Source organism: Streptococcus equinus (assembly GCF_900101445.1).
GTDB classification, from domain to species: Bacteria; Bacillota; Bacilli; order Lactobacillales; family Streptococcaceae; genus Streptococcus; species Streptococcus equinus_B.
This window is the reverse complement of sequence record NZ_FNKE01000001.1, coordinates 1,110,583-1,122,846: the sequence shown is the minus strand read 5'-3', so window position 1 is coordinate 1,122,846 and position 12,264 is coordinate 1,110,583. Positions and strand designations below refer to the sequence as shown.

Here is a 12,264-nt window from a genome sequence, read left to right as displayed (position 1 = left end):
AAAACCTCTATGATTAAGGTCATAGAGGTTTTTCGTTATTAAAATTCAGGTTTGATGTAAATGCGGTTATCACCGAGCGGTACGATTGAGACTGGTTGGTCATAAAAATCAGATAAAATCTTTTCAGTCAGAACTTCATTTTTTGGTCCTTTGGCGATGATGTTTCCTTTTTTGAGTAGGAGAACATGGGTGAAGGAACGTGTAATTTCTTCAGCATGGTGAGTAACATAGATAATAGTTGGCGCATTTGGCAGACTAGTGATTTGCTCAATTTGCGTCAGCAATTTTTCACGTGCAAAAAGGTCAAGTCCACTAGTTGCTTCATCGAGAATCAGGATTTCTGGACTTTCCATTAAGCTCCTTGCGATAAGAAGAAGTTGCTTTTCACCTTGTGAAAGGCTAGCGTAAATACGTCCAAGCAGATGTTCACCTCCGATTGAGATGAGCATTTGTCTAGCTTCTTCGAGTTCTTTTTCGCCGTATTCAGTATAAAGGATGCTGGATTTGTATTTTCCAGTTAGGACGATTTTTTCAGCTAGCATGTGTGGTGAGAGTCGTTCGGCGATGAAAGAGCCAACGATACCAATTTTGGTACGCATATTGCTGATATCTGTGCCACCAAATTTATTCCCAAGAACTTCCACATTTCCCTGGCTGGTCCAATATTCTGCTGTGATGAGTTTTAGAAGGGATGTTTTGCCAGAACCGTTAAGCCCAAGAATTGCCCAGTGTTCGCCCTTGTTGACTTGCCAAGTGACATTATTTAAGAGTTTTTTATTCTGTCGTTCTAGACTAACATTGGTTAAAGAAAGTTGAATCATAGGAGAACCTCCGTCAAGTATTTGATAGTTATTATATCATTTTTCAGAAAATTTAGATATTTATTTCTGAAATAGTTTGATAAACAAAACTAAAAATTAGTAAAACTTTACTAAAACTTATTGACTTTGTTTAGGAAAGCGTTTACTATAATCATGTAATCAAAAAACAAAGTTGTTAGAAGAAGGAGAGTTCTATGAATCAAACGACTCATGCAAGCAAAGATTTGAAAAAATCTGCAGCTACTTCACGCATTTCATATGCTTTTGGGGCATTTGGTCACGATATTTTTTATGCGACCTTGTCAACATACTTCATCACTTTTATTACCTCACACTTATTTAATACAGGTGATGCAGCACAAAATAATCGCATGGTTTTGTATATCACTCAGATTATCGCAGGTTTGCGTATTGTTGAATTGATTATTGACCCTTTTATTGGAAATATGATTGACAATACAAAGACACGCTGGGGAAAATTTAAACCATGGGTAGTAGCTGGTGGTACAATCAGCTCACTTGCTTTATTGATTTTATTTACTGATATGGGTGGACTTAACAAGACAAATCCAGTGCTTTACTTGATTATCTTTGCCTTCATCTATATCACGATGGATATTTTTTATTCTTTTAAAGATATTGGTTTTTGGTCAATGGTTCCAGCACTATCATTTAGCTCTGAAGAACGTGAAAAAACAGCAACTTTTGCTCGTATTGGTTCAACTATTGGTGCTAACATTGTCGGTGTTGTGATTATGCCAATCGTTCTTTTCTTCTCACTTCATCGTAATGGCGGTGCAGGAGATAACCGTGGTTGGTTCTGGTTTGCCTTTATTGTGGCTTTGCTGGGTGTTTTGACAGTACTTGCCGTAGCCTTTGGTACACATGAAATCGAGTCTGACCTTCGTAAAAATACCGAAAAAACAGGCTTTAAAGATGTTCTTAAAGTCTTAACTAAAAACGACCAATTAATGGCAATTGCTTTGTCATATGTTTTGTATACAACTGGGATTAGTATTTTAAATGCGTCTGAATTGTATTACTTCACTTACATCATGGGACACGCCGCTCAATTTTCAATCTTAGGTACGATTAATACGGTTGTCGGTTTGCTTTCCGTTTCTCTTTTCCCACAATTAGCTGGAAAATTGAATCGTCGTAATTTGTTCTTTGCTTGTATCGCTGTGATGCTTTGTGGTATTGGGCTCTTTTCAGTAGCTGGAACATCACTAGCTCTTGTTTTACTTGCTGCTGAATTATTCTTTATTCCCCAACCTCTTGTTTTCCTTGTGGTCTTGATGATTATCACAGACTGTGTGGAATATGGTCAATGGAAACTTGGTCACCGTGATGAAGCTTTGACCTTGTCAGTTCGTCCTTTGTTGGATAAATTTGGTGGGGCTATTTCAAACCTTGTCATTGGTGCAGCAGCGGTTGCTGCTGGGATGACAACAGGTGCGACAGCTGATTCCATTACAAAAGCAGGAATTATTTCTTTCAAACTTCACGTCTTTGCTTTACCGTTTGCTTTGATTATTTTAAGTAGTTTGGTTTTCTTCTTCCGTGTTAAATTAACTGAAGAAAAACACGCTGAAATTGTTGAAGAACTTGAACGTACTTGGGGACATGAATACATCGAAGACGAGGTCGAAACAGATGGTGGTCTTAACATCTCAGCTCCAATTGCAGGTCAATTGATTGACTTATCAGATGTAGATGACCCAATCTTTGCCAAAGAAGGGCTTGGTAAAGGATTTGCCATTAAACCAAGCGATGGTTGTGTTTATGCGCCTTTTGATGCAATGGTTCGTCAAGTCTTTACCACTCGTCACGCTGTTGGTTTGGTTTCTGAAGATGGTATTGTCTTGTTGATTCACATTGGTATTGGAACCGTGAAACTAAAGGGAACAGGATTTGTCTCTTATGTGGTTGAAGGAGACCATGTTAAAAAAGGTGATAAATTGATTGAATTCTGGGATCCAGCAATCAAAAAAGCTGGACTTGATGATACGGTTATTGTCACTGTCACAAATTCACATGTCTTTAATGACTTTGTGATGAAAGCTCCTGCTGGCACAAACGTACAAGCTGGTGATGATGTGTTGACCTTGAACTAAGGAAATATGAAAAGGACTCAGTTTATGTAACTGGGTCTTTTATATAGAAGAAAGATAGTAGATGCTTGCAGTATTTGTTTGGCACTTTAATTCGAAAATATGCTATAATGTAGTCACTGTATTAAGAATAGAATATAGGTGATTAAAACCTATTTGAGATAGAAGAGGAGTAAGATTTATATGGAAGACCCGAGTCAGAATTTAGTATTGCAATTTGTTTTATTGTTAATTTTGACCTTATTAAACGCCTTTTTCTCAGCTTCTGAGATGGCTTTAGTGTCTTTAAATCGTTCACGTGTTGAACAAAAAGCAGAAGAAGGAAATAAAAAATATATCCGTCTTTTGTCTGTCCTAGAAAAACCAAATAACTTTTTATCAACGATTCAGGTTGGGATTACTTTTATTGGGCTGTTGCAAGGGGCTAGTTTGTCTGCTTCACTTGGTGGTGTGATTGCCTCTTGGTTTGGAAATTATGTCTGGGCAAAAACAGCTGGTAGCGTGATTTCACTTGTCTTTTTGACTTATATTTCGATCGTTCTTGGGGAACTTTACCCAAAACGTATTGCCATGAACCTTAAGGAAAACTTGGCGGTTATTTCAGCTCCAGTCATTATCCTTATTGGGAAATTGGTTAGCCCATTTGTCTGGTTATTATCAGCCTCAACCAATCTTTTGTCACGCATCACACCAATGACATTTGACGATGCTGATGAAAAAATGACACGTGACGAGATTGAATACATGCTGACAAATAGTGAAGAGACTTTGGATGCAGAAGAAATTGAAATGCTTCAAGGTGTCTTCTCACTTGATGAATTGATGGCGCGTGAAGTCATGGTACCACGTACAGATGCTTTCATGATTGACATCAATGATGACACACAAGAAAACATTCAAGAAATTCTGAAAAGACATTTTTCACGTATTCCCGTCTATGATGATGACAAGGATAAGATTATTGGTGTCCTTCACACAAAACGTTTGTTAGCTGCTGGTTTCAGCGAAGGATTTGACAATATTGTCTTGCGTAAAATCTTGCAAGAACCTTTGTTCGTTCCTGAAACGATTTTCGTTGATGATTTGTTGCGTCAATTGCGAAACACTCAAAATCAAATGGCAATCTTGCTTGATGAATACGGTGGTGTTGCTGGGATTGTAACCCTTGAAGATTTGCTTGAAGAAATTGTCGGTGAAATTGATGATGAGACAGATAAAGCAGAACAATGTGTTCGTGAAATTGGTGAAGATACTTATATTGTCCTTGGGACAATGACCTTGAATGATTTCAATGATTACTTTGACCTTGATTTAGACAGTGATGATGTCGATACTATTGCTGGATTCTATTTGACAGGGGTTGGTAACATTCCAAGTCAGGATAGTCGTGAAAGCTTTGAAGTTGATTCAAAAGAAAAACACCTTGTTTTAACAAATGATAAAGTAAAAGATGGTCGTGTGACGAAATTGAAAGTTGTGATTTCTGATATAGAACAGACCCCTGAGGAAGACTGAGCTTTTAGCTTAGTCTTTTTTCAATAGATTGATGTGATGGCTTAACGCCTTGATTGACTTAAAAAACTGATATATAAGAGCTGTTTTACTGGCTTTTTTATCACCATCTTTTCTCTGGAAAATGGTATAATGAAAATTAGAAAAACGGTTACAAAGGATGATAGAAAATGACTGAAATAGATTACGGAAAAGTGACAGGAATGATTCATTCAACAGAAAGTTTTGGTTCTGTAGATGGTCCTGGTGTTCGCTTTGTCATTTTTATGCAAGGCTGCAAGATGCGTTGCCAATATTGTCACAATCCAGATACTTGGGCATTAGAGACAAATAATTCTCGTGAACGCACTGTTGACGATGTTTTGGCAGAAGCCTTGCGTTACCGACACTTCTGGGGTGAAAATGGTGGGATTACCGTTTCAGGTGGTGAAGCCATGTTGCAAATTGAGTTTGTAACAGCCCTTTTTACCAAAGCTAAAGAATTAGGAATTCATTGCACGCTTGATACGTGTGGGTTTACATTCCGAGATACGCCTGAATATCACGAAATTGTGGATAAGTTACTAGCTGTGACGGATTTAGTTCTTTTAGATTTAAAAGAAATCAATCCTAAACAACACATTGTTGTAACACGTCAACCCAATACTAATATTCTAGCTTTTGCACGCTATTTGTCTGATAAAGGTGTTCCAGTCTGGATTCGTCATGTCTTGGTTCCAGGCTTGACAGATTTTGATGAAGACTTGATTGAGCTAGGAAAATTTGTTGAAACGCTAAAAAATGTGGATAAATTTGAAATTTTGCCTTATCATACCTTGGGTGAATTCAAGTGGCGTGAATTGGGAATTCCTTATACCCTTGAAGGGGTTAAACCACCGACTAGAGAACGTGTCCAAAATGCCAAAAAGCTTATGCACACGGAGTCTTACACAGACTACATGAAACGCATTCATCACTAGACAGGTTGACTATTGACATTGAGATGAATCTTTGATAAGCTCTATCACAAGGTGGACACTATGAACAGTTACAAAGTTTTAAAATTTGACGATCACTTCGTTTATTTAACGCAAGATGGCAAGATTAAAAAAATAGCGCGTGACTTATTTGATTTTGATATCGCACTAGGGGATAGAGTTGATTATATCCAAGATGGTGATATTGTCTTAGTGATGCCAAGCCAAGGAGAAATGGATATAAGCAGTGATAAATCTGTTAAGTCTGGGCTTTTACAAGGCATTCTTAATCTTTTCTTGGAAACTTTATCCATTCATAATAACGACTTAGGAAATCTAAAGAAGATTTTTTCACAACTTTTGGTCACACTTTTTATGGCATGGAGTTTGCTTGGTGTGGTTGTGATTGAATTATTACTTTTACTAGAATCCTTGATTTCTGTTATCTGGCGCTTACTAGTTAAAGGCATTAAGAATTTGCACATTGTGGATAATAGCCGAAAATATATGGCTTACCGCAAACGCCAAGAAGCTATTCGCAATCAAGAAAATCGTGAGGAAGAAGAACGTCTTTTACGTCTTGCTTTAGAACAGGAAAAGTTAGATAAAAAAGACCATGTTTCTGAAAAAACATCAGAAACTCTTACGACAGATTCAGAAAATACTCAGGAAGATTCTGTAAAAGAAACGAAAGAAATAGACTAAAAATGAAAGCATTTTTATCACTAGACATTAGAGCTTGTTGATAAAGGTGCTTTTTTGTTGGAATAATGGCTTAAAAGAGCTTGCTAGCTTTGCTATCTCCTTTAAATTTTGCTAAAATAAGAATAAATAATTATTATGAGGTAAAAAACATGTCTAAAATTTTAGTTTTTGGTCACCAAAATCCAGACTCTGATGCGCTTGGTTCATCAATCGCATACGCATACTTGAAACGTGAACTTGGTGTAGATGCTGAAGCTGTTGCTCTTGGAACTCCAAACGAAGAAACAACTTTTGCATTGAACTACTTTGGTGTAGAAGCACCACGCGTTGTTGAATCAGCAAAAGCTGAAGGTGCTGACCAAGTTATTTTGACAGACCACAACGAATTCCAACAATCAATCTCAGATATCCGCGATGTTGAAGTTGTTGAAGTTATTGACCACCACCGTGTTTCTAACTTTGAAACTGCTAACCCACTTTACATGCGTTTAGAACCAGTTGGTTCAGCTTCATCAATCGTTTACCGTCTCTACAAAGAAAACGGTGTTGCTATTCCTAAAGAAATGGCTGGTTTGCTTTTGTCTGGTTTGATTTCAGATACACTTCTTCTTAAATCACCAACAACTCACGCAACTGACCCAGCTGTTGCTGCTGACTTGGCAGAAATCGCAGGCGTTAACCTTGAAGAATACGGTTTGGCATTGCTTAAAGCTGGTACAAACTTGGCAACAAAATCTGCTGAAGAATTGATTGATATCGATGCAAAATCATTTGAACTTAACGGAAACCAAGTTCGTGTTGCACAAGTTAACACAGTTGACATCAACGAAGTTCTTGAACGTCAATCAGAAATCGAAGCTGCAATGACTGCTGCTATCTCTGCTAACGGATACTCTGACTTTGTTCTTATGATTACAGATATCCTTAACTCAAACTCAGAAATCTTGGCACTTGGTGCTAACATGGATAAAGTTGAAGCTGCCTTCAACTTCAAACTTGAAAACAACCACGCATTCCTTGCTGGTGCAGTTTCACGTAAAAAACAAGTTGTTCCACAATTGACAGAAAGCTTCAACGCTTAATCAAAGTGAGAAGAATAATAAAAAGGCGACTTAAGTCGTCTTTTTTATGTTATTCTTCCTCTCGGATAAAGGTGATGGTTTTGTCATCTGAATGGTCTTTGGCAAATGAGAAACCGTCGAAAGTTAATTTTTTGAGGTCATCAAGTGTTTCAATTTGCTTTTCAGCCATGAGTGAAACCAAGCGTCCTCGTCCTTTTTTAGAAATGGTTGAGTGGATTTTGAGTTTGCCAGATCGATTTTCCATAAAGATAACTTTTATCATGCGCTTACGGATGTTTGGTGAAAAGACCTGTTCGAATTCTGATGATAGAAGTGAGATGATAAGGTCATCATCTTGCACGTCTTTGTCATAATCTTCTCGCCAGAATTGTTTTAATGAGGTATTGTTGATTTTGAGATTGCCTTGAAAGTCAAGTCGGTGTGGTGCAATCAGTTCTGTCGGTTTGATTAGACCGTAAAAAGCTGTTGCAATGCGAAGGTGCTTATCGAGATAATCTTTCTCAGTCTGGCTGACATTTTGACGCTTTAAGTAACGGTACATGAGTCCGTCGTAAAGCACCCAAGCTGGGTAATATCTGGCATCTTTGTTAGCAATTCGTTGCCAGCGCAGCCATTCCTGGTCAGCCTTGACTGGATTGATTTTGTAAAAATTAGCCAAATCTTCTACAGAGTAATCTAGCATGGTCTCAAGAATGTCTCTGCTTTTTGATTCTAAGTTTTGGTTGGTAAAAGCGTCTTGATTAGTATTTAATTCTTTAGCGTTAGGGATAAGTAATTTCATACTGGCATTATAGCACAGACTTAAAAATTTCTTCAAAGATAAGTCCTCATAAATGTCGTAGCAAATCTTCTTATAGCAGGACACTTTGTTTTTTGTTACAATTAACATATGAAACTACAAGACTTGCAAGCTGGTGACTTGCTTTTTATGCGTGACAATCAAGCCATGTCTCAGGCAATTCAGAAAGCGACAGGACAGTACAGTCATGTTGCGATTTATTTTGACCAGATGATTTACCACGCGACAAAAAATAAAGGTGTTGTCAGAGAAAATCTTAGAGAGTTTTTGCTTACACATGAACAGCTTGTTTCGGTTTATCGCTATCCCAAAATCAATCAAGAGCAAGTTCTGGTGGCAGCAAAGGCCTTACTTGGAAGACCTTATAATGATAGCTTTTATCCAGATAATGGCGCTTATTATTGTTCGCAATATATTGCAGAAATTCTGCCAATTTTTAAGACCATTCCTATGCAATTTGGGGATGACCAGCACGTGATTTCAGATTTTTGGCAGACCTATTATGATAAATTGGGACTTGCTGTGCCTTTAAATCAAGCAGGAACCAATCCTAGCCAGCTATCGCAATCAGAGGATTTACAGTATTTAGGAGAATTACATGATTATCATTTTTAATCCAGATAAATTAACACGACAAACTTTCTTTAAGGATTTGGTTAACTTTTTGTACCAGACAGATGATGTGACCTTGCGCCAAATCAAAGCTAAATTTCAAGAAGTGCCAAAAATTGATCGTTTGATTGAGGAATATGTCCAAGCAGGTTATATTATCCGTGATAACAAACGCTATACAATTGGTTTTGAATTGCTTAACTCTCTTGAAAATATCAGTTTAGACAGTCAGATTTTTGTGGATGATGAGAGCCAAATATATGCTGAGTTGAAGAAACTTTCTTTTGAAACACATTTAGACAATGAGACAAATGACTTGGTTCTTGTTGAAAAAACAAGCATTGCTCGAGATGAATTGACGCTTTCTAACTACTTTTTCAAACTAGCTGAGAATTTACCAATGTCAAAAGCACAAGAAGTTTTGTTTGATTTGCTTGGAGATGTTAATCCGCAATACGCTTTGAAATACATGACTACTTTTCTATTGAAATTTGCAAGAAAAGACGAAGTCGCTCAAAAACGACCAGATATTTTTGTGGAAGCTTTGGAAAAATTGGATTACATTCGAAAAAATGACCAAGGCAAATACCAATTGAACATGACATTTGATAAAGAGACATTAATTTTTACAAGAAAATAAAGCAAAAAATCTGGGTGTGCCCAGATTTTTATGTTGCTGTTTTTATCATGAGATAAAGAAAATAAGGGGCTCCAATCACTGAAATAATCAGTCCTGTCGGAATACCTGTCCCGACAAGTAGGCTTCGTCCGATGGTATCTGCAATCAGCATTAAAATCATACCAATCAGCATGCTAGCAGGTAGGACGATTCGGTGGTCATTTCCAAATAAGCGGCGCGTGATGTGACCAGAAAGTAAGCCGACAAAAGTAATGTTTCCAACCAGCACAACGCTAAATGCGGCTAAAGATGTTGAAAGCGTAAGAGTCCAAAGTCGTTCTTTCTTTAGGTCAAGACCGAGAGCGATGCTCGTTTCTTGGCTAAACATCATCATGTTTAGACGGTAGCTGCGCCACAAAGTCACTCCCAAAATAATCCCCAGAAGAGGTGACATGATAGCCAGTAATTGCCAGTTTCCACCGCTTACTTTGCCACTTAACCATGAGACGACATAATCGGTTTTCCCGACATCAAGATTGGCAACGACAGACACCATAACACCTGAAAGCAAACTTGATATCCCTACACCTGAGATGATTAAGCGTGTTGGTTGAATTGGCTGATTTTTACGGTGAGAAACGACGTAGACAATGCTGATTGTTAAGAAACCACCAAGCATGGCTAAGAAAGGCATGAGTGTTAGGTTAGTAAGATTTGTGATATCTAGCACGCCAACCATCATAGCAATGACTAAGCCAGCTCCCGCATTAATTCCCAAAATTCCAGAATCAGCCAGAGGATTTTTAGTTAGGGTTTGTAACAAGACTCCTGACATGGCAAGAGAAGCCCCACCAAGCATACAAGCTAAGATACGAGGAAGCCTGATTTTAAAAACAATCAAAGACATTGTAGTGTCAGCTTGCCCCAAAAAGACTTGAAGGACTTTAATAAAGGAGGTATTAGCGTAGCCAATGGATAAAGAAAGTAGGAAAATAACTAGCAAGCTAAGAAGAAGGAGAAGTAATTGGCTTGTTCGTTTTTGCTTAGACGTCATAGATTTTCCCCTTTTCTGACCAACCAAAGAAAGCAAGGAAGCCCAACGATGCTGATAATGGCACTCAGAGGTGTTTCGGCTGGAGGATTGATGACTCGACTAAGCAAATCAACCCAAACCATGAAAGTCGCGCCAGCAAATGCCGTGAGTGGAAGAATCACACGATAATCTTTAGCGACAAAAAGTTTGATAAAATGAGGGATAATCAAACCAAGAAATGCAAGACTTCCCACCAAAGCAACAGCAGCTGCTGATAGAATAAGAACAATACTAAGCAGACAAATGCTAGTAGCCAGCGTTTTTTGTCCCAAAGCTTTAGCGACGGTTTCATCAAGGCAGAGAATGTTCAATTGATGAGACATTAGCTGCGCTAAGACCAGACCGACTAGGATAAAAGGAGCAATGATGGCAAGCATTTTCCAATTGGTCTGAGCGAGTCCACCAGCTTGCCAGCCAATCACAGCTTTTGACAAATCAAAATACAAGCTGAGTGCTTGACCTAAAGATGAAAAGAGAGTCGAAATCATAGCTCCCGCTAAAATGAGCCGAGTTTGCTGGTAGCCTTTTTGAGGATGGTAGCTAATTCCAAAAATCAAGCAAGCAGAAAGACTAGCACCAATCAGACAAAGCAAGAGTGTCATGCTGTAGTGCATGCTACCAAAAATGGCATAACCAGCAATCAAGGCTAGCCCAGATCCTGCATTTATTCCAAGAAGCCCAGGGTCAGCAATGGGATTTCTTGTCACCCCTTGGATGATGCTACCAGATTGAGCCATAGCTGCTCCAACTAAAATAGCAGCAAGGATTCTTGGCAACCGCAAATCAAAAATCACGTCTTGTAGGTTTGAATCAGATAACGGTGCTCTTAAAACACTAAAGACTTGCTGATTAGTGTAAGCAACCGCCCCAAAACGCAGACTTAAGTAACAACCCAGAATAAAAAGTATTGCAATACTGAAAAAAACAAGCCAAGGTTTACTTGGCTTATTTTTCTGAATAAGAAAGTTCGCTTCTTTCATGAGATTTCCTTTTTCAGAGAAGGGAGTCATAATCATTAGCTGTTAGCTTTTTTAATGGCTGCTGTGAAAGTTTCTAATTGTTTATCAAGTGAGATTGGGTCAGAGAAGTAGAAGAGATTTTCATCAACTTCAAGTACTTTTTGATTTTTAACCGCTGGAATATTTTTCCAAACATCACTTTCTTTTAGAGAAGCAGCAGCGTCATTGGTGTCTTTGCTGACATTGAGCACAAGATAGTCGCCGACATAATCAGCAAGTACTTCTTGTGAAATGCCAAACCAGCCAGCTGAGAAGACGTCTTTTTTGACAGTTTCGGGAGCAGAAAAGCCAAGTGAATCATAAATCAATTCGCCTCCACGCCCCCAGTTATTACCATAGAGGTAGATAGCTTTGTCATAAAAATCCATCACAGTGAAGCTTGTTGAGGCATCAAGGTATGGTGCAAGCTCTTCTTTAGCTTTAGTGGTTTTCGTTTTCCAATTATCAAGCCATTTTTGAGCTTTGTCTTCTTTGTCAAAGACTTTTCCAAGATTAGTCATCATTTCAAGATAATCGCTCTTACCATATTCAATGACTAAGACGGGAGCAATATCTTTTAATTCTTTGAGGTGTTCATCAGTTGAAAAAGCAATGATGAGGTCTGGCTCTTGCGCAGCGATTGCTTCGGTATCATCTGAGGTTAATTTCACCGCGTCAGCTAATTCATTTCCAAAAGCAGGACTATTTTTTTCTAAATCTAGTGAGTAACTAGACACATTAACGCCTAGTTCAAGAAGGTAGCCAGTGTAAGAGTAAGCAAAGTTAACGACTTTTTTAGGATTTTTAGGAATATCGCCTTGATAAGAAAATCCTGTGATTTTAGGCATGCTTGATAGCTCAGTGTTATCTGAAGTTGATGAGTTATTTTGACAAGCAACCAGCATAAGCGTTGCTAGAAATGTTGTTAAAGCGACAAAAAACTTTTTCATGTC

The 12,264-nt window shown here is 38.2% G+C and carries 12 protein-coding genes; 7 read left to right on the top strand and 5 right to left on the bottom strand.

Features of this window, described 5'->3' with window-relative positions; genetic code table 11:
- Positions 1–38: 38 nt before the first annotated feature.
- Positions 39–821, bottom strand: a complete 783-nt coding sequence (locus BLR83_RS05610; protein ID WP_074560790.1) for an ABC transporter ATP-binding protein — start codon at positions 819–821, stop codon at positions 39–41.
- Positions 822–1,015: 194 nt separating this feature from the next.
- On the opposite strand from BLR83_RS05610, the gene BLR83_RS05605 reads away from it, so the two are divergent.
- The 5 genes from BLR83_RS05605 (at position 1,016) to BLR83_RS05585 (ending at position 7,190) form a co-directional block, all read left to right on the top strand.
- Positions 1,016–2,938 (top strand): sugar MFS transporter, encoded by a 1,923-nt coding sequence (locus BLR83_RS05605; RefSeq protein ID WP_074560789.1) that lies wholly within the window; start codon positions 1,016–1,018, stop codon positions 2,936–2,938.
- 180 nt (positions 2,939–3,118) lie between these two features.
- Positions 3,119–4,450 carry a hemolysin family protein gene (locus BLR83_RS05600; RefSeq protein WP_074560788.1) on the top strand — a complete coding sequence of 444 codons (1,332 nt, stop codon included), beginning with the start codon at positions 3,119–3,121 and terminating at the stop codon, positions 4,448–4,450.
- 167 nt (positions 4,451–4,617) lie between these two features.
- The gene (gene pflA / locus BLR83_RS05595; protein ID WP_039696405.1) at positions 4,618–5,406 is read left to right on the top strand and encodes a pyruvate formate-lyase-activating protein; all 789 of its coding nucleotides are present in this window, start codon (positions 4,618–4,620) and stop codon (positions 5,404–5,406) included.
- A 60-nt stretch (positions 5,407–5,466) separates the two neighbouring features.
- Positions 5,467–6,108 (top strand): hypothetical protein, encoded by a 642-nt coding sequence (locus BLR83_RS05590; RefSeq protein WP_074560787.1) that lies wholly within the window; start codon positions 5,467–5,469, stop codon positions 6,106–6,108.
- A 149-nt stretch (positions 6,109–6,257) separates the two neighbouring features.
- Complete coding sequence (locus tag BLR83_RS05585) at positions 6,258–7,190, top strand: manganese-dependent inorganic pyrophosphatase (protein ID WP_074560786.1); 933 nt, start codon at positions 6,258–6,260, stop codon at positions 7,188–7,190.
- 49 nt (positions 7,191–7,239) lie between these two features.
- Here the strand turns inward: BLR83_RS05585 and yaaA are convergent, their stop codons facing one another.
- On the bottom strand, positions 7,240–7,971 hold the full coding sequence (gene yaaA, locus BLR83_RS05580; protein WP_074560785.1) for a peroxide stress protein YaaA: 732 nt from the start codon (positions 7,969–7,971) through the stop codon (positions 7,240–7,242).
- A 108-nt stretch (positions 7,972–8,079) separates the two neighbouring features.
- On the opposite strand from yaaA, the gene BLR83_RS05575 reads away from it, so the two are divergent.
- Together BLR83_RS05575 and BLR83_RS05570 are read left to right on the top strand one after the other, a co-directional pair.
- Positions 8,080–8,604 (top strand): YiiX/YebB-like N1pC/P60 family cysteine hydrolase, encoded by a 525-nt coding sequence (locus tag BLR83_RS05575; protein WP_074560784.1) that lies wholly within the window; start codon positions 8,080–8,082, stop codon positions 8,602–8,604.
- Positions 8,588–9,241, top strand: coding sequence for a DUF1803 domain-containing protein (locus BLR83_RS05570; RefSeq protein ID WP_074560783.1), 654 nt, complete (start codon positions 8,588–8,590; stop codon positions 9,239–9,241). The genes BLR83_RS05575 and BLR83_RS05570 overlap by 17 nt, the downstream gene beginning before the upstream one ends.
- A 28-nt stretch (positions 9,242–9,269) precedes the next feature.
- Here the strand turns inward: BLR83_RS05570 and BLR83_RS05565 are convergent, their stop codons facing one another.
- The 3 genes from BLR83_RS05565 to BLR83_RS05555 are packed head-to-tail and all read right to left on the bottom strand — an operon-like array spanning position 9,270 to position 12,261.
- Entirely contained in the window at positions 9,270–10,274 is a 1,005-nt protein-coding gene (locus tag BLR83_RS05565) for a FecCD family ABC transporter permease (RefSeq protein WP_074560782.1), read from the bottom strand.
- Positions 10,271–11,293, bottom strand: coding sequence for a FecCD family ABC transporter permease (locus tag BLR83_RS05560; protein WP_074560781.1), 1,023 nt, complete (start codon positions 11,291–11,293; stop codon positions 10,271–10,273). Before BLR83_RS05560 ends, BLR83_RS05565 begins: the two co-directional genes overlap by 4 nt.
- A 35-nt stretch (positions 11,294–11,328) precedes the next feature.
- A complete protein-coding gene (locus tag BLR83_RS05555) occupies positions 11,329–12,261 on the bottom strand; it encodes an ABC transporter substrate-binding protein (protein ID WP_074560780.1) in 933 nt (310 codons plus the stop codon).
- Positions 12,262–12,264 lie beyond the last annotated feature (3 nt).